The organism is Mycobacteroides saopaulense (genome assembly GCF_001456355.1).
In the GTDB taxonomy this organism is placed as follows: Bacteria; Actinomycetota; Actinomycetes; order Mycobacteriales; family Mycobacteriaceae; genus Mycobacterium; species Mycobacterium saopaulense.
On record NZ_CP010271.1, the window covers coordinates 2,259,089 to 2,275,944 of the forward strand.

Sequence of the window (16,856 nt, forward strand, 5' to 3'; positions counted from 1 at the left end):
AGGGTCCAGCGGAAGACGCTCGGCCGCTTTGTATTCCATTGCGGCGCGGATGAACGCGACGAAGAGCGGATGCGGGCGAGTCGGGCGACTCTTGAGCTCGGGGTGTGCCTGCGTGGCCACCGCGAACGGGTGCACGTCCCGCGGGTACTCCACGAACTCCACCAGGTGCCCGTCCGGAGACGTTCCGGAGAACCGCAGGCCGCTTTCGGAGATCTTGTCCCGGTAGGGGTTGTTCACCTCGTAGCGATGCCGGTGCCGCTCGGAGACCTCGGTCGTTCCATATGCCTCGGCCACGATGGAATCGGGTTCCAGGACGGCGGGATAGGCACCGAGGCGCATCGTTCCGCCCAGATCCGCCTCACCCGCGACTGCCCGCACCTGGTCGGCCATGGTGGCGATCACCGGGCTCGGGGTGTCGGGATCGAACTCGGCGGAGTTGGCGTCGGCGAGGCCCGCCGAGCGCGCGGCCTCGATGACCATGCACTGCAACCCGAGACACAGGCCGAGCATCGGCAGGCGCCGCTTGCGGGCATACCGGATGGCGCCCAGTTTGCCCTCGATGCCCCGGATGCCGAAACCACCGGGAATGAGTACCCCGTCGACGTCGCCGAGCTCGGCCTGCGCACCCGCCTCGGTTTCGCAGCTGTCCGACGGCACCCACTTGATGTCGACCTTGGTGCGGTGCCGGAACCCGCCGGCGCGCAGCGCCTCGGTGACTGACAGATAGGCATCGGGAAGGTCGATGTACTTGCCCACCAAGGCAATTCGCACCGATTCGCTGGGCTCGTGGACGCGCTGCAGCAGATCGCCCCATTCGGTCCAGTCGACATCACGGAAGGGCAGGTTGAGCCGGCGCACCACGTACGCGTCGAGCTCTTCCCGGTGCAGCACCTTGGGGATGTCATAGATGGACGGGGCGTCTGGTGTGGAGATGACCCCGTCGACGTCGACGTCGCACATGAGCGCGATCTTGTTCTTGAGCGGTTCGGGTACGTCCCGGTCGCACCGCAGGATCAACGCATCCGGGGTAATGCCGATGCTGCGCAGCGCGGCCACCGAGTGCTGCGTCGGCTTGGTCTTGAGCTCTCCGGACGGCTTCAGATACGGCACCAACGAGACGTGCAGGAAGAAGACGTTGTCGCGGCCGACGTCATGGCGGATCTGGCGCGCGGCCTCCAGGAACGGTTGCGATTCGATGTCGCCGACGGTGCCGCCGATCTCGGTGATGACGATGTCGGGCCGTTGTCCGTGCTCGTTGGGCTCGGCCATGGCGAGGATCCGGCTCTTGATCTCGTCGGTGATATGCGGAATCACCTGCACGGTGTCGCCGAGGTACTCGCCGCGGCGTTCCTTGGCGATGACCGACGAATACACCTGCCCGGTAGTGACATTCGCCGATCCCGACAGGTCGCGGTCCAGGAAGCGCTCATAGTGCCCGACGTCGAGGTCCGTCTCGGCGCCGTCCTCGGTGACGAAGACCTCGCCGTGCTGGAACGGGTTCATGGTGCCCGGATCGACGTTGAGGTACGGGTCAAGCTTCTGCATGGTCACCTGCAAGCCGCGTGAGGTGAGAAGTTGCCCGAGGCTGGAGGCGGTCAGACCTTTGCCCAGCGAGGAGGCAACTCCACCGCTCACAAAAAGATGCTTGGTAGCGGTTTGCGGATGCTTACGTAGACCTGCCAAGTTGGCTCCCGTGACGACTGCGCAGGGCAATTCTTCAATGCTCGGGGCCCTGCTGACCCACGGAACCTCACCCTAACAAACACGCCGACAACCGGCGCTGAACACGCCGCGCGGTGTGGGCTAGATCCCCCTTTTAGGGGACGGTGATGGAGGTAGCTCCCGGCCCCAGGCCGTATCGCCCCGACTGCCCGCCGGACTGTTCGCGCAGCGCCAGGACGGTGGTGATGCGGCCCGAGGCCATCTCGATGTCGTCGACGGTGCTCGCCGCCGAGGCCATGGAACCGTCGGCCCGGGTCACCGCGATCGCCGCGATGCCATTGGCCGATCCACTGCGCCCTGTGAGCACGGTGCCAGAACCACGCCGATCCAGCGCGGCGGAGAATCGTGCGACGGTGGATCCTTTGTTGCCGGCATCGTCGGGCAGTGCTCCCCCGGTCACGACCACGGCGAGGTTCCCCGGTGCGACCTGCCCGTCGGTGTAGGTGATGAATCCGCTTTGGCGCAGCGCCGTCAGCGCGGTATTCCGCTGTTCATCGGTGACCGGCGGCGCCGGATCCTCTGGTGTGTGCACGGGGATCTGCATCACGATGCCGACCAGGTCACCGGCCTGCGACCCCTGGTCCACCACATCGGTGCGCAGCTGCGTGCCGGCGGGCAGGATCGACGAGTTCACGATGGTGCGCAGCCGTTCACCCTGATTGGCGTCGGTGAACTGATCGGTCAGTCCGATCCGGCCCGATACGGAGCCTCCCGCGGTCGCGATCAGCTGGGCGATGCCGTCGACATCGGAACGGTCTGCCTCCGGTGTGGTGATGAGCACGACCTTGCGATCGGCCAGGGCATCCTTGACCATGCGGGGCGCCATGGTGGCATCGAAATTGCTTGCCGCGTTGAGTTTTTCGTTCAGCGCGTTCTTGTCCTGATTCAGGTCCTCGATCTGGCGCTGTTGGCTGCGCTTGTCTTCGCGCAGACCGGACAGCAGGGTGTCGTTGAGCAGGCCGGAGCCCAGTATGACGCCCACCGCAAGAGCGAGGAAAACCGCAGCGAGGGATATTGCGTGCTGGCGCAGGGTAATCACGGGTGGCTCAGCTGACCAGGTTCTGCACCCAGACCGTCAACCGGTTCCAATAGGCGAGCAGCCATTCGGCCGCACTGTCCCCCGCGCTGGTGACCCACAGCATGGTGATCACCGCCACCAGGACCGCCAGGATCAGCAGAGCGATCGCTCCGCCCGAGAACCGGTTGCGGTACAGCGTCGCAACGGCCTTGGAGTCGACCAGCTTGGCGCCGACCTTGAGTCGGGTCAGGAAGGTCGACGGATTGGACTGCTGGCGTTCGCGATCGAAGAACTCCTCGATGGATGCGGTGTGTCCCACGGTGACGATCAGCGACGCCCCGTGATGGTCGGCCAGCAGCAGCGCCAGGTCTGCCGCGGAGCCGGCGGCCGGGAAGGTCACGGCGCCTACCCCGAGATCCTGAATGCGTTCCAGACCTGCGGCATGGCCGTCGGCGTCCGCGGGAAGAACAACCTGCGCACCGGATTTCAGGACATCGTTGCTCATCAACAACGGGTCCCCCACTACGATGAGCGGGCGGTACCCGGCCTTGCGGAGGGTGTCGGCGCCGGCTCCGACACCGATGAGAACCGGCTGGTACTCCTTGATGAACGGCTTGAGGTTCTTCAAATCGTGTGCGGCGCCAACACCATCGGAGACGACGACGACGTGGCGGTTGCGCAGGTCGATGTCGACATCCGGGATGCCGATGCCGTCGATCAGCAACGGGCTCTCACTGCGGATGAACTCGATGGTGTTGCCGGAGAACGCTTCCAGATGGGCGACGAGGCCGGTCTTGGCCTCGGTCATCAGGTGGTGGATGTCCGCGTCGGTGCGTGGGGTTCCGGCGATGAGGCGGCGGTCGCCGTTGTAGATGCCGCCGTTGTGCACACGAACCGTGGAGCCGTCCTTGACCTTCTTGAAGACCTCAGGGCCGATGCTGTCGATAAGGGTGATGCCGTTGGCGACGAGCACCTCGGGTCCGAGGTTCGGGTAGCGACCGGAGATCGAGGGTGACACGTTCACCACCGCGCTGACGCGGGCATCGACTAGTGCGTCAGCGGTGATGCGGTCCAGGTCGAGAATGTCGATGACCGCGATATCGCCCGGATTGAGGCGTTGCAGCAGGCGGTTGATGTCCCTGTCGGTGCGTACTGTTCCGACGATGCCGGGCCGGGAGCTGCTGCTTCGAGTGAGCATCGTGGTCAAGTTCATAAACGTGATCATGACGTGATCGCCGGGCGAGCCTGTGGAGGCGCGCCGTAACACCTGTCACATTAGTCACTTCCGCACCCCTAGTTGCAGATGGATTTCCACGACGAGCAGACACAAAAGTGCGTGTTCGAGCGGTGTGTCGGGGGCTTACACGTCTACTCGCCGAAGAGAGGTGCGGTGGCTCGCGGGAGGGAGTCAGGCCCGCTCGGAACGAGCAGCGTCCAGGAGCTCGCGGGCGTGCGCACGGCCGGTGTCCGAATCGCCGAGACCGGCGAGCATGCGAGCCAGCTCCGCGACCCGGTCTTCGTCGTCGAGGCGTCGGACGCCGCTGCCCTTGCTGTTGACGCGGTCCACAGTCAGGTGGATATCGGCGAAGGCCGCCACCTGCGGCAGGTGGGTCACCACGATCACCTGGTGGGTATGGGCGAGCTTTGCCAGTCGCCGACCGATCTGCACGGCTGCACGGCCGCCCACCCCGGCATCCACCTCGTCGAAAACCATGGTGGTTCCGGCAGTCGAGGCAGCGAGCACAACCTCGAGCGCCAGCATTACGCGGGATAGCTCACCGCCGGAAGCACTCTTGGCCAACGGCAGCATCGGGTTGTCGCGGTGCGCGGCGAATCCGAACTCGACGGCGTCGGTGCCCGAAGATCCCGCGTGCACAGTCTGTCCGGACGGCAGGGCCAACGGCGCCGAGTCGTCAGCTCGGGCCGGAATCGGTTCGACGGAAATGGTGAACGCCGCGCGGTCCATCGCCAGACCGGCGAGTTCGGCGGTCACCGCCTTGCCCAGCGCCTTGGCCGCCCTGGTGCGCGCCTTGGTCAGACTGGTTGCCGCGACGCCGAGTTCGGCCGCCAATCGATCCACGCGCTGCGCGAGTGCGCCGAGTGCATCCTCGGAGGTGTCGACCTCGGCCAGCCGCGTGCGCGCCTCCGTGGCCCAGGCAATCACCCCGCCCAGATCGGCGGCGTACTTGCGGGTCAGCATGCGCAGCTGCCCCTGACGCGCCAGCTTCTCTTCGAGCGTGCTTGCATCGCTGGGCAATTCGTCGGTGAACGCGGTGAGCTCGCGGGAGACGTCGCTGACCACCGCGAGTGCCTCGGCCAGCTGGGGCCCCAGCGCGCGCAGTGCATCGTCATCGGTGGCCTCCAACAGGGCCTTGGCCTTCGCGATGCGGTCGACGGCCGAATCGTCGGCCTCGCCGTCGGCATCCGAGCCGGATAGGGCGCCGCGTGCGGAGGCCGCCGCATCCCGGAGCGCGTCGAGCTCGGACAATCGATGGATGTCGGCGGCGAGCTGATCGTCCTCCCCCGGCTTGGGGTCCACGGTATCGATCTCGTTGAGCGCGAACCCGAGTCGATCGGCCTCCTGCGCGAGTTCACGTGCTCTGTTGGTGCGGTCGATCAGGTCTCGCCGCGCGGTGAGCCATTCCTCGCGCAGCTTGCGGTAGGTGGTGAGCAGTGCCTCGATGCTGCCCGGCCCCTCCGCGGCGAATCTGTCCAGTGCCGCCAGCTGCTGCTCGGGACGCATCAGCCGCAGCTGGTCGTTCTGGCCGTGCACCGTCAGCAGACCTGCGGTGAAGCTGGCCAGCGATTTGGCGGGCACGCTGCGCCCACCCAGATACGCCCGTGAGCGACCATCGGAGGTCACCGAGCGTGCGGCGATCACACTGCCATCGTCGTCGCGTTGCGCGCCTGAGGAATCCAGCACCTCGGTGACCTCGGCAGGCTCGGCGCCCAGTGGGTCGGCGGTGAGGAATCGTCCCTCGACCACGGCGCGGTCGGCGCCTGCCCGTACCCGGTTCGCGTCGGCGCGCGCCCCGCCCAGCAGATGAAGGCTCGTAACCACCATGGTCTTGCCCGCACCGGTCTCGCCGGTCAGTACGGTCAGCCCGCTGTCGAACTCCGCGGTGGCGGCGGGAATGGCGCCAAGCGACTCGATGCGAATCTCGGTGAGCACAGCTACCTTCCCCGCCAGCCCTTGACAGGCAAATGGAACTTGCGAACTATCCGGTCCGCGAATGGCTTGCTGTCTAGGCGTGCCCACAGCACCGGCTGATGCCCGCGCACCACCTCGACTCGACCGCCGGGTGGCACCCGGATCTCTCGGCGTCCATCGCAGAACAGCAGCGCGTCATGCCCGTCGGCCTCGATTTCCACCGCAACGGTGGAGGCCGGACTGATCACCATCGGGCGCGCGAACAAGGCATGGGCGTTGTTGGGCACCACCAGAATCGCGTCGAGGTCGGGCCACACAACCGGGCCACCGGCCGAGAACGCGTACGCCGTCGACCCGGTGGGCGTGGAGATGAGTACCCCGTCGCACCCGAATCCCGACACTGGGCGCGCGTCCACCTCCAGTACCACGCCGAGTACGCCGAGCCGGGGGCCCTTTTCGATGCTCACCTCGTTGAGCGCCCAGCCGCGCTCGGTCACCTCACTGCCGATACGGACCTGCACATCGAGCGTCATCCGCGTCTCGACGCGGTAGGTCCCCTCGACGACATGGGCGAGTACGGCGTCGATTGCCTCGGCCTCCACCTCGGCGAGAAAACCGATGCGGCCCAGGTTGACTCCGAGCACGGGGGCGGTGGCGCTGCGTGCCAGATCGGCCGCGCGCAGGAAGGTGCCGTCCCCGCCCAGCACCAACACCAGCTCGCAGCCGGTGGCCGCGTCCTGATCGGCATCGACGACCTCGACGTCCACGCCGAGGGAACGGAACTCGGACGGGTCCAGGTGCACCGGTCCGCGATCGATCGCCTCTGCGGACAGCACCCGAAGCTTTATTCCGTTCTCCCCCAATGTTTTCGCAACACGGCGGGCGGTCTCGGTCACCTCGTCGCGGCCGGTGTGTGCGACGAGCAGGATTTTGCGTTCGTTCACTGAGGTCCCCTAGACACGGCATCGGCAACTGCCGCCTCGACATCAACATCTGAATCTGTCTTACGCAGCCAGAGGAAGTATTCGACGTTTCCGGACGGTCCGGGTAGCGGACTGGCCGTCACACCTGAGGTATGCCAGCCCTGCGCCTCGGCGCGGCGAGCGACAGAGATCACCGCATCGGCGCGCAGCTGCGGATCGCGCACCACGCCTCCCGCGCCGACGAGTTCCTTGCCCACCTCGAACTGGGGCTTGACCATCGGCACGATGTCGGCATCGGGTGCGGCGCAGGCGATCAGTGCGTCAAGCACGAGCGCGAGCGATATGAAGGACAGGTCGGCCACGATCAGCTGTGCCGGCCCGCCGATCAGTTCTGACGTCAGGGTGCGCACATTGGTGCGATCCAGCACGGTGACACGGTCGTCGGATTGCAGTGACCAGGCCAACTGTCCGTACCCGACATCGGCGGCAACCACCTCGCGCGCGCCCGCGCGAAGCAGAACCTCGGTGAAGCCGCCCGTGGAGGCTCCGGCATCCAGACACCGCTTACCTTCGACGGAAAGTCCCTGTGGGCCAAAGACTTCCAGAGCGCCGAGGAGCTTGTGGGCACCGCGCGAAACCCATCGGTCTTCGGATTCCCCTTGCACCACCAGAGAAGCCGTGGCGGGGACTGCGGTGGCGGCCTTCGCGGCGGGTATGCCGTCGATGCGCACACGGCCCGCGTCGATCAGTTCAGCTGCCTGCTGACGCGAACGCGCGAGTCCACGGCGCACCAACTCGGCGTCGACCCTGGCGTGCCGGGCCATGGCTATCCCTGCTCCGCGGATTCCAGTGCTCGGACCAACACGTCGTGCGCCTGCTCCAAGACCTGGGCCTGAGCTTCCAGATCCAATTCGGTCTCGGTGTCGCCCAGACTCGCGGACGAGTCGAGCTGACCGAGCAGTGCCTGTACCTGGGACCTGACCTCATCAGGGTCGGGTCCAGCGGCATGGCGGGCAACATCGTTCGGGGTGGTCATCGGGCTCAAGGCTAGTGGATTGGCCCGCGGCAGCACGGACGGCGACACACTATCCAGCAGAAACCTGCTGAAGCACCCGTTCGGCCAGGTCATCGGTGGCCACGATGGGCCTGGCGGCCGGTGCGGGGCCGGTCGCCCACACGGCAGCCGCCAGTGCCTGAGCCAGCGACAGTGGTGATCCGGTGTCATCTCCGGATTGCACCGATACTCGGTCGGATGTCACGGTGACCTGCCACGACGGCTTCGTTTCGATGCGCACATCGGCCTGCGGTAGGTGCAGTGCGCTCAGATCCGTCCCCAAGAACGTGGGCCGGTGCGTAGTGTCCGCCCAGACGGCGTCGAAGGCGCTGTTCACGCCGGTGAGCACCATGAGGCTGGGCAGCCCGGCGCCGTTGGCTCCGGAGATGTCGGTGTCCAGGCGGTCTCCGACCACCAGCGGGCGGGTGAAGCTGCCCCGTGCCAACGCGTCCTCGATCAGTGCGCGTCCCGGCTTGCCGGCCACCACCGGATCGGCATCGGTCGCAGTCCGCAGTGCGGCGACCATCGACCCGTTTCCTGGAAGCAGACCCCGCTCGGTCGGCAGGGTGGCGTCGACGTTGGCCGCCACCCAGTAGGCACCCGCCCGGATGGCCAGTGCGGCCTCGGCGAGGATCGTCCAGCAGGTGTCGGGTGAATGCCCCTGCACGACGGCGCGCGGGGCCTTGTCGAAGCTGCGCACCGGAGTGAGGCCGACGGCCGCGACCTCCGCAGCCAGCGCCTCGGTGCCGACCACCAGTACCGCGTCATCGCGCTGCAGGGCTTCGGCGAGGAGTCGTGCCGCGCTCTGCGCACTGGTGACCACGTCACCGGCGGCCGCGGCGAAACCCAGGGACATGAGGTGCTCGGCAACCTCGGGCGCCGAGCGGCTGGCGTTGTTGGTGACGTACAGCTGTCGTGCGCCGTCGGCTGCTGCCAGGGACGCGATGGCGTTCGGGGTGGGCTCGGCGCCCCGGAACACGGTGCCGTCGAGGTCCAGGAGTAGGCAGTCGTACGAGTCGGCAAGAGTGTCAGGCAAGTTCGGCGGCCCGATCCTCGGCGTCGGTATGTCCCTCGACGTCGGCGTTCGCCGCGTACAGGAACCATTGCACCGCTTCGGGTTTGCGGTCCAGCACCAACAGAATGTCCGCATACGCATAGAACAGACGCGCCGCGATCTCGCCGACACGCGTTGGATCGGGAGCCGGTGTCGAGAGCACCGCCAACGCTTGATCGAGCTGTCCCATGTCGGCACGTGCCCCGGCGACGACGATGCGCAATTCGTCGGCGGCATCCCCGGTGAGCGCCTTGGCCTCGTCGCCGCGCGCGAGCTCGATGGCACGCTCAGGTCGCCCGACTCCTCGTTCGCAGTCGGCGATGAGTGCCAACAGCGGCGACTTGCTGCCCATCCGACGGGCGGCACGCAGCTCGGACAATGCTTGCGCCCAATCCCCGCAGTGATACGCCGCGATGCCGAGTGCTTCCCGGACGGCCGCGATGCGCGCCGCCCGGCTCTTGGCCGCCTTCGCGTGCGCCAGCGCGGCCTCAGGGTCCTCGTCCAGCAGGTTCCCGGCGGTCACCAGGTGGCGTGCCACCGTCTCTGCGGTGTTCTTGTCGAGGCTGAGCAGCTCGGCGCGGACATCCGGCGCGAGCTGTTTGGCCTCCACCTCATCGGGTATGTGCGGGCCGAAGTTCCGCGGACCCTGGCGCTCATCGGTGCGTCGGGACCGCGGCGCTTGATTGCGCTGGGGCCGTTCGTCACCGCGGTCGTCGGACCGGCGCGGACGCCCGGTGCCGCCGCTGCGGTCGTCGCGGCGCGCGCCTGCATCGCGTGCGGGCCGACTGGGGCCTTGCTTTCTAGGCCCCTGCTGCCTGGGTCCTCGCTGGTCCACGGCTCCTCCTTTACAGCGCGAGTATGCCGGTAGCGAGCCCTCCGCCGGAAATTCGGTGGCGATCCATGTGACCGGTTCCGCAGACTTGACGGCATGAGCCATGTGCAGCTCGATGCCATCGGCTATCACCTCCCGGACGGCAGAGCGCTACTCCACGATGTCAGCTTGCGTGTCGGTGAAGGCAGCAAAACCGCGCTGATCGGCCCTAACGGAACCGGTAAGACCACACTGTTACGCATCATCGCCGGCGATAGCCCCTCGCACGACGGGGCCGTCGCCCGCGGCGGGCAGCTCGGCGTGATGCGACAGTTCATCGGATCCGTACGTGATGATTCGACGGTCCGCGACCTGCTGCTGTCCGTGGCACCCGATCGCATCAGGCTGGCCGCCGACCGGATGGACCGTGCGGAGCTGGCACTCATGGAGCGCGACAGCGAGCAGGATCAGCTCACGTACGCGCAGGCGCTGGCCGACTGGGCGGATGCGGGCGGCTACGAGTTCGAGACCGCGTGCGACGTACACACCTTGGCTGCGCTCGGAATTCCCTACGAGCTGGCCAGATTCCGTGGTGTCAACACGCTGTCCGGAGGACAGCAGAAACGCCTGGTGCTCGAGTCGCTGCTGCGTGGGCCGCATGACGTGCTGCTGCTCGATGAGCCCGACAACTATCTCGATGTGCCGGCGAAGCGCTGGCTCGAGGAGAGACTTGCCGAGTCGACCAAGACCATCTTGTTCGTGAGCCACGACCGCGAGCTGATCAACCGTGCGGCCGGACAGGTCGCCACGTTGGAACCGACCCGATCCGGATCGACCCTGTGGGTGCATCCGGGCTCGTTCGCGACCTATCACCAGGCCCGCGAGGACCGCAATGCCAAGCTCGCCGAATTGCGCCGCCGCTGGGATGAACAGCGCGCGGCGCTTCGGGATCTGGTGGTGATGTATCGGCAGAAGGCGGCCTACAACTCCGATATGGCCAGCCGGCTGCAAGCGGCCGAGACCCGGCTGCGCCGCTTCGATGAGGCAGGGCCACCCGAAGCGGTTCCGCTGCGCCAGAACGTCCGCATGTGTCTTAGCGGCGGCCGCACCGCCAAGCGTGCCGTGATCGCGGAGAACCTCGAATTAAGCGGTCTGACAAAGCCATTCGACGCCGAATTGTGGTACGGCGATCGGGTCGCGGTCCTGGGCGGTAACGGCACCGGCAAGTCGCATTTCCTGCGCCTGCTGGCGTGCGGGGGCAGTGACCCCGAGCCGGATCAGTTGCCGGTGGGCGACATGATTCCCGAAGCCGTGCGCCACAACGGACGACTACGGCTGGGCGCGCGGGTACGTCCGGGGTGGTTCGCACAGACGCACCATCACGCGGGCCTGATGGAACGCACGCTGCTCGACATCCTGCATCACGGGGACGAACGGCGGGCCGGTCACGGTCGCGAGCAGGCCTCGCGGATCCTGGACCGCTACGGGCTGGCGCCGTCGGCCGAGCAGACCTTCGGCTCGCTCTCGGGTGGACAACAGGGCCGGTTTCAGATCCTGCTGCTGGAGTTGATGGGGTCGACACTGCTGCTGCTCGACGAGCCGACCGACAACCTGGACCTGCATTCGGCGGAGGCGCTCGAAGATGCGTTGGCAGCCTTCGACGGCACGGTCATCGCCGTCACCCACGATCGATGGTTCGCGCGGACCTTCACCCGCTTCCTCATTTTCGGTGAGGACGGCAAGGTGAAGGAATCGGCTGTACCCCAATGGGTTTAGGTGCGCAAGACTAGCGAACTCGCTGCACTCCGGCAATGTTTCGCTTGCCGCGGCGCAGCACCAGCCAGCCGCCGGTCAGGTAGTTACCCTCGCTGGGCGTCCAATCCTCGGCGTCGATCCTGGCGTTGTTGACGTACACGCCACCTTCCTTGATGGTGCGGCGTGCGGCGCCCTTGCTCTCCGAAAGTCCGCTGATCACCAGCAGATCCACGATGGTGTCGGGTTCGCCGTCGGCGAGACGCGCGGGCTCCCCGTTGCCGGCCTCGGTGAGGGCGGCGGTCAGCGTGCTCTCGTCGAGCCGGTCCAGCTCGCCGCGGCCGAACAACGCCCCGCTGGCCAGTTCCACAGCCTGGGTTGCACTTTCGCCATGCACCAGGGTGGTCACCTCGGCGGCCAGGCGGCGTTGGGCGGCCCGCTCGTGGGCCCGTTCCGCCGTCGCGGTTTCCAACTCGCCGATCTCGTCGGCGGACAGGAAGGTGAACCAGCGCAGGTACCGCAGCACGTCGGCATCGGCGGTGTTGATGAAGTATTGGTACCAGGCGTAGGGGCTGGTCATCTCCGGGTCAAGCCAGAGGTTCCCGCCGCCGGTGGACTTGCCGAATTTGGCCCCGTCGGCCGATGTCACCAACGGAACGGTCAGGGCGTGCACGGCTGCCCCGTCGAGCTGGCGGGCCAGCCGGACACCGGCGACGATGTTTCCCCACTGATCCGAGCCGCCGATCTGTAGTGAGCAGCCGTACTTGCGGTGCAACTGCACGTAATCGTTGGCCTGCAACAGCATGTAGGAGAACTCGGTGTAGGAGATGCCGTCACCCTCAAGGCGCCTGCGAATGGTCTCGCGGTCCAGCATGACGTTGACCGAGAAGTGCTTGCCGAGGTCTCGCAGGAATTCCAGGGCGGACAGTTGGCCGGTCCAGTCGAGGTTGTTCGCGACGATGGCTCCGGTGGCGGTGTCGTTGAATTCGACGAAGCGTTCCAACTGGCCGCGAATTCGGCCCGCCCATTCGGCCACCGTATCCGCGCCGTGCAGGCTGCGTTCGGAGGTGTCGCGCGGATCGCCGATGAGCCCGGTGGCACCCCCGGCCAGCACGATGGGGCGGTGCCCGGCACGCTGGAAGCGGCTCAGGGTGAGCAGGGGCACCAAGTGCCCGGCATGCAGACTCGCGGCGGTGGGATCAAAGCCTCCATAGACGCTGATCGGTCCCTTCGCTACCTCGGCAGCGAGTGCGTCAAGGTCCGTCGTTTGCGCGATGAGGCCGCGCCAGGTCAGCTCGTCGAGGATGGATGCCACGGAGACGATCATCCCTTATCGGGTTCAGTGCGCCGGATACCAGTCATTCCAGTGCGGTTGCGGGCTGCCGGCGAGGTCATCCGCGACGGTGGTGATGACCTCGCGTAATTCGAGTCTTTCGAGCCAGTCCGGCGGCAGTGCCTGCTGTTCCCACCTGGCGCCGAGGATGTTCCCGGTGATGGATCCGGTGGAGTCGGAGTCGCCGGAGTGGTTCACCGACAGCCGGATTCCATGCTTGAAGTCGCGCGCAGCCAGCGCCGCATAAACGCCGATGGCCAGCGCCTCCTCCCCGACCCAGCCGCCGCCGAGCCGGGCCTCGATCTGTTCGGGCGACAGCCGGGTGTCCGCGAGTTCGACGGCGTGGAGCAGCGCCCGATAGGTCTCTTCATGGCCGGACTCGTCCCGGAGCAGCAGAATCGCGGCCTCAATCGCCAACGGCAACGCGGTGCCGACGCTGACCTCCCGGATGATCACCGACAGCGCGGCCGCACTCAGGTAGCCACTCGGATGCGAGTGCGTCAGGGCACCGAGATCGGCGGATAGGGCGAAGACGGTGGCGGGGTCGTCCCCCGTCAACCCGATAGGTGCGGCCCGCATCACCGCGCCGCACCCCTTGGAATTGTTCAGCCGATGAGTACGCGAACCACGTTCCCGGGCAGGGGAATTGGTGGATTGGAGCGCCGTCAGGCAGGTATTTCCGGGCGCGCGCAGCGAATGCAGCTCGGGGACGGTGACCAGCCAGCCGTCGATCACGTCGGCTGGTGCCTGACCGCCCTGAGTGTGCAGCCAGCGCAGATAGGAGCGGTGCGCGATCGCGCTGGGATCGTGATCGGGTGCGCAGCGGGCCCGGATGAGCGCTTCGGCGGTGAACAGCGTCATCTGGGTGTCGTCGGTGATGAGCATCGGCCGGCCGGCCGGCGGTTCGGTGATGCCGTCGCGGCCGAACTGCAATCGGATCTGCTCGATGCTGTCGAATTCGACAAACCCGCCCAGGGCATCACCCAGGGCACCGCCGAGCAGTGTCGCGCGCACTCGTGTGTCAGGCATCGATCGAGGCATATGAACCAGTCTCCGGTTGTGGTGCACGGGGACTGCGCCGATAGACGGACACCTCGGGGTACTCGGGCAGCCAAAACCGCCAGGGACGGTCCGCCGCCACGCTGACACCCACCCGTGGCCCGGACTGGGCCTTGCGCTTGGGGTTCAGCATCACCCGTACCGGGCCGGCAGCGGAGAAGACATCGACGCCGTTGTCCCCCGGGGTGATTCCGAGCGCGGCCCCGAGGTTTCCAGGGCCGCGCGCCAAGCCGGCCTCGTTGCGAGCGGTGGGCCGCCGCTGCCAGCACAGCGGTGCCCCGTCGACGATCGCCGCGGCCCGCATGAGCACACCGCCGGCGACACCGTCGGGGCCGCACACCACGTTGGCGCACAGGTGAATGCCGTGGCTCAGGTAGACGTACAGGTGGCCGGCGGGTCCGAACATCACCCGGTTGCGATTCGTCGGACCGCGAAACGAATGCGAGGCGGGATCGGGCCACGGGCCCTCGGGTACGCCGCCATACGCCTCCACCTCGACGATCAGCGCGCTCACCCCACGAGATTCGATGGTGGCGCCGAGCAGGCGCCGCGCGGCCTTTACCGGATGGGTCTGCAGAATCTCTGCGCTCATCTCTCGATTGTCCTTGACAGTCGGGGTCCGACAGGATCATATTCATTCCATGATGAGTTCATCAAATGGTGAATTAGCTACCGGAAAACATCGGGCCGCCATCGACGTGGAGAACCTGCGTGTGGTCCGCGGTGGCCACAAGGCCCTGGACGATGTCTCGCTGCGGATCGCCCGGGGCACGATCACGGGACTGTTGGGGCCGTCCGGTTGCGGCAAGACAACGCTGATGCGCTGCGTTGTCGGTACTCAGGTCATCGAATCCGGCTCGGTGCGCGTGCTCGGCATGGATGCGGGTTCCCCCGCGCTGCGCCACCGCATCGGCTATGTCACGCAGAATCCGACGATCTACAACGACCTGCGAGCGATCGACAACGTGCGGTACTTTGCCGCGCTATACGGCCGCACCAAGGCCGATGCCGACGCAGCACTCGATTCGGTGGGTCTGCGCTCACACCGGCTGGCCTACTGCGGTGCCCTCTCGGGTGGGCAGCGCGGACGCGTTTCACTCGCCTGTGCGCTGGTCACGCAGCCGGAGCTGTTGGTGCTCGACGAACCCACGGTGGGCCTGGACCCGGTGATGCGGGCCGACCTATGGGAACAGTTCGAACGCCTCGCGATCGGCGGCACCACCCTGCTGATCTCCAGTCACGTGATGGACGAGGCCGACCATTGCGGTGATCTGGTGCTCATCCGCGACGGCCACGTGCTCGCCCACACGACTCCGCGGCAGCTGCGCCGCGACACCCACTGTGACGGCCTGGAAGAGGCGTTCCTCTCGGTGATCCGAAGCAGCCAGGCGGCGGCCGTCTAGCGGAGGGGAAGGAAAACTCATGTACGCCAATGCCTATATGGCCACCACCGGACGGGTACTGCGCCAGCTACGCGCTGATCATCGCAGCATGGCGATGATCCTGCTCATCCCCAGCCTGCTGATCACCTTGCTGTACTTCCTGTATCAAGACCTGCCGTCGGCGCCGAATCGGCCATCTCCGTTCAGCACCGCGTGCCTGTTCGTGCTCGGGCTCATCCCGTTTGTGGTGATGTTTCTCATCACGTCGATTTCGATGCAGCGCGAAAGGGTTTCGGGGACCTTGGAGCGCATCCTCACCACTCCCCTGCGCCGTTTTGATCTGCTGGCCAGCTACGGCACGGCCTTCTCGCTGGCGGCCGCGGCCCAGGCCACCATCGCCTGCCTGGTTTCCTACGGCCTGCTGGGACTCGTCACGGCCGCAGGGGCGCAATGGGTGTTTCTCATCGCGATTGGTAATGCCGTCCTGGGAGTCGGGCTTGGCCTGCTGTGTAGCGCGTTCGCCCGCACGGAATTTCAGGCCGTGCAGTTCATGCCGGTGGTGGTGATTCCGCAGCTGCTGCTCTGCGGCATTCTCGTACCCCGCGCGGCAATGCCCGAATGGCTGCAATGGTTCAGTAACGTGATGCCGGTGAGTTACGCGGTGGAGGCGTTGCAGCAGCTGGGTAGTCACCCGGAACTGACGGGTGTGGCGGCAAGGGATATCGCGGTGGTATTCGCATGCGCCGCAGTGGCACTGTGTCTGGCCGCGGCCACGCTGCGCCGCCGGACGCCATGACGACGAAGCGGCCGGGCCGTAGACCGGGTGCCAGTAGCACTCGCGACGATATTCTCGCCAGTGCTCGAAAGCTGTTTTCGGCCAATGGGATCGACAAGACGTCGATACGCTCTATCGCTGCCGACGCGGGCGTCGACTCCGCGCTCATCCATCACTACTTCGGGACGAAGCTTGATTTGTTCCGCGAGGTGGTGCAGTTGCCGGTCGACCCGAGTGTGGTATTACAGCCGCTGCGCGATATCCCGGTGGAAGAGCTGGGAGTTGCGATTCCCAGGCTCATCGTCCCGTTCTGGGATTCGGAATTCGGGGCCAGTGTGCTGGCACTGTTCCGTTCGGCGCTGTCCGGGGCCGACGACGGGTTGGTGCGGGTTTTCTTCCGCGAGGTTCTCGTGAACATCATCGCCGAACGTGTCGACAACCCCGCCGGCACCGGGGTGTTGCGTGCGGAGTTCGCGATCACGCAGATGGCCGGCATCTTGGTGGGACGCTACATCATGGAGGTCGAGCCGCTGGCTTCCCTGACGGCCGAGGAGATCGCGCTGACCGTGGGGCCGAACATTCAGCGGTATCTGACCGGCGAGCTGCCCGGTATCACGCCGTAAAGCGCTGGTGTTCCTCGTCGGTCACCTCGCGCGCCTCATCGGGCAGCAGGACGGGGATAGAGTTTTCGATCCGGTAGGCCTTGCGGAGGCGAGGGTTGTACAGCAGACCGTCCGTGTCGTCCCCGACGAGTAGGAGCGTCCCACGGTCGATCGGGCAGATCAGAATGTCCAGAAGTGCGGCATCGAGAGGCATCGGTGC

General features: G+C 66.5%; 16 protein-coding genes and 1 pseudogene. 4 read left to right on the plus strand and 13 right to left on the minus strand.

The annotated features are described in order from the left end of the window. Nucleotides 1–3 precede the first annotated feature (3 nt). The 9 genes and pseudogenes from MYCSP_RS11310 to MYCSP_RS11350 all read right to left on the minus strand — a co-directional run. Nucleotides 4–1,683: pseudogene (locus MYCSP_RS11310) on the minus strand (CTP synthase); the annotation flags it as partial. Between the two features lie 133 nt (nucleotides 1,684–1,816). Next, nucleotides 1,817–2,761 (minus strand): copper transporter, encoded by a 945-nt coding sequence (locus tag MYCSP_RS11315; RefSeq protein ID WP_070910128.1) that lies wholly within the window; start codon nucleotides 2,759–2,761, stop codon nucleotides 1,817–1,819. 7 nt (nucleotides 2,762–2,768) lie between these two features. Next, nucleotides 2,769–3,953 carry a putative cytokinetic ring protein SteA gene (steA, locus tag MYCSP_RS11320; RefSeq protein WP_070910684.1) on the minus strand — a complete coding sequence of 395 codons (1,185 nt, stop codon included), beginning with the start codon at nucleotides 3,951–3,953 and terminating at the stop codon, nucleotides 2,769–2,771. Nucleotides 3,954–4,148: 195 nt separating this feature from the next. Further along, complete coding sequence (gene recN, locus MYCSP_RS11325; RefSeq protein ID WP_088413803.1) at nucleotides 4,149–5,912, minus strand: DNA repair protein RecN; 1,764 nt, start codon at nucleotides 5,910–5,912, stop codon at nucleotides 4,149–4,151. A gap of 2 nt (nucleotides 5,913–5,914) precedes the next feature. Next, nucleotides 5,915–6,835, minus strand: a complete 921-nt coding sequence (locus MYCSP_RS11330) for an NAD kinase (protein ID WP_083013310.1) — start codon at nucleotides 6,833–6,835, stop codon at nucleotides 5,915–5,917. Continuing rightward, nucleotides 6,832–7,638, minus strand: coding sequence for a TlyA family RNA methyltransferase (locus MYCSP_RS11335; protein ID WP_083013309.1), 807 nt, complete (start codon nucleotides 7,636–7,638; stop codon nucleotides 6,832–6,834). The genes MYCSP_RS11330 and MYCSP_RS11335 overlap by 4 nt, the downstream gene beginning before the upstream one ends. A 2-nt stretch (nucleotides 7,639–7,640) precedes the next feature. After that, nucleotides 7,641–7,850 carry a hypothetical protein gene (locus tag MYCSP_RS11340; RefSeq protein ID WP_083013386.1) on the minus strand — a complete coding sequence of 70 codons (210 nt, stop codon included), beginning with the start codon at nucleotides 7,848–7,850 and terminating at the stop codon, nucleotides 7,641–7,643. Nucleotides 7,851–7,899: 49 nt separating this feature from the next. Further along, nucleotides 7,900–8,904, minus strand: a complete 1,005-nt coding sequence (locus MYCSP_RS11345) for an HAD-IIA family hydrolase (RefSeq protein ID WP_088413804.1) — start codon at nucleotides 8,902–8,904, stop codon at nucleotides 7,900–7,902. Then, complete coding sequence (locus tag MYCSP_RS11350; protein WP_083013385.1) at nucleotides 8,897–9,532, minus strand: tetratricopeptide repeat protein; 636 nt, start codon at nucleotides 9,530–9,532, stop codon at nucleotides 8,897–8,899. The genes MYCSP_RS11345 and MYCSP_RS11350 overlap by 8 nt, the downstream gene beginning before the upstream one ends. A gap of 318 nt (nucleotides 9,533–9,850) precedes the next feature. On the opposite strand from MYCSP_RS11350, the gene MYCSP_RS11355 reads away from it, so the two are divergent. Further along, the gene (locus MYCSP_RS11355; RefSeq protein WP_083013307.1) at nucleotides 9,851–11,509 is read left to right on the plus strand and encodes an ABC-F family ATP-binding cassette domain-containing protein; all 1,659 of its coding nucleotides are present in this window, start codon (nucleotides 9,851–9,853) and stop codon (nucleotides 11,507–11,509) included. Between the two features lie 10 nt (nucleotides 11,510–11,519). Here the strand turns inward: MYCSP_RS11355 and tyrS are convergent, their stop codons facing one another. From tyrS to MYCSP_RS11370, 3 genes are read right to left on the minus strand one after another with little or no spacing between them, the layout of a single operon-like run. Then, on the minus strand, nucleotides 11,520–12,812 hold the full coding sequence (gene tyrS, locus MYCSP_RS11360) for a tyrosine--tRNA ligase (RefSeq protein WP_088413805.1): 1,293 nt from the start codon (nucleotides 12,810–12,812) through the stop codon (nucleotides 11,520–11,522). 12 nt (nucleotides 12,813–12,824) lie between these two features. After that, entirely contained in the window at nucleotides 12,825–13,847 is a 1,023-nt protein-coding gene (locus tag MYCSP_RS11365; protein ID WP_088413806.1) for an ADP-ribosylglycohydrolase family protein, read from the minus strand. Continuing rightward, nucleotides 13,840–14,469, minus strand: a complete 630-nt coding sequence (locus MYCSP_RS11370) for a DNA-3-methyladenine glycosylase (RefSeq protein ID WP_083013304.1) — start codon at nucleotides 14,467–14,469, stop codon at nucleotides 13,840–13,842. The genes MYCSP_RS11365 and MYCSP_RS11370 overlap by 8 nt, the downstream gene beginning before the upstream one ends. 49 nt (nucleotides 14,470–14,518) lie before the next feature. On the opposite strand from MYCSP_RS11370, the gene MYCSP_RS11375 reads away from it, so the two are divergent. From MYCSP_RS11375 to MYCSP_RS11385, 3 genes are read left to right on the plus strand one after another with little or no spacing between them, the layout of a single operon-like run. Continuing rightward, a complete protein-coding gene (locus MYCSP_RS11375; RefSeq protein ID WP_088413807.1) occupies nucleotides 14,519–15,280 on the plus strand; it encodes an ABC transporter ATP-binding protein in 762 nt (253 codons plus the stop codon). Nucleotides 15,281–15,299: 19 nt separating this feature from the next. Next, complete coding sequence (locus tag MYCSP_RS11380; protein ID WP_070910138.1) at nucleotides 15,300–16,055, plus strand: ABC transporter permease; 756 nt, start codon at nucleotides 15,300–15,302, stop codon at nucleotides 16,053–16,055. Next, nucleotides 16,052–16,657, plus strand: a complete 606-nt coding sequence (locus MYCSP_RS11385; RefSeq protein ID WP_088415581.1) for a TetR/AcrR family transcriptional regulator — start codon at nucleotides 16,052–16,054, stop codon at nucleotides 16,655–16,657. The genes MYCSP_RS11380 and MYCSP_RS11385 overlap by 4 nt, the downstream gene beginning before the upstream one ends. On the opposite strand, the gene MYCSP_RS11390 is transcribed toward MYCSP_RS11385, so the two are convergent. After that, complete coding sequence (locus MYCSP_RS11390; RefSeq protein ID WP_083013300.1) at nucleotides 16,647–16,850, minus strand: Trm112 family protein; 204 nt, start codon at nucleotides 16,848–16,850, stop codon at nucleotides 16,647–16,649. The two genes, MYCSP_RS11385 and MYCSP_RS11390, sit on opposite strands and share 11 nt — an antisense overlap. Nucleotides 16,851–16,856 lie beyond the last annotated feature (6 nt).

Coding starts and splice junctions, on each gene's coding strand:
- steA (WP_070910684.1), bottom strand. CDS start 3,953: ATGAACTTGACCACGATGCTCACTCGAAGCAGCAGCTCCCGGCCCGGC.
- MYCSP_RS11335 (WP_083013309.1), bottom strand. CDS start 7,638: ATGGCCCGGCACGCCAGGGTCGACGCCGAGTTGGTGCGCCGTGGACTC.
- MYCSP_RS11340 (WP_083013386.1), bottom strand. CDS start 7,850: ATGACCACCCCGAACGATGTTGCCCGCCATGCCGCTGGACCCGACCCT.
- MYCSP_RS11355 (WP_083013307.1), top strand. CDS start 9,851: ATGAGCCATGTGCAGCTCGATGCCATCGGCTATCACCTCCCGGACGGC.
- tyrS (WP_088413805.1), bottom strand. CDS start 12,812: ATGATCGTCTCCGTGGCATCCATCCTCGACGAGCTGACCTGGCGCGGC.
- MYCSP_RS11365 (WP_088413806.1), bottom strand. CDS start 13,847: ATGCCTGACACACGAGTGCGCGCGACACTGCTCGGCGGTGCCCTGGGT.
- MYCSP_RS11370 (WP_083013304.1), bottom strand. CDS start 14,469: ATGAGCGCAGAGATTCTGCAGACCCATCCGGTAAAGGCCGCGCGGCGC.
- MYCSP_RS11375 (WP_088413807.1), top strand. CDS start 14,519: ATGATGAGTTCATCAAATGGTGAATTAGCTACCGGAAAACATCGGGCC.
- MYCSP_RS11380 (WP_070910138.1), top strand. CDS start 15,300: ATGTACGCCAATGCCTATATGGCCACCACCGGACGGGTACTGCGCCAG.
- MYCSP_RS11385 (WP_088415581.1), top strand. CDS start 16,052: ATGACGACGAAGCGGCCGGGCCGTAGACCGGGTGCCAGTAGCACTCGC.
- MYCSP_RS11390 (WP_083013300.1), bottom strand. CDS start 16,850: ATGCCTCTCGATGCCGCACTTCTGGACATTCTGATCTGCCCGATCGAC.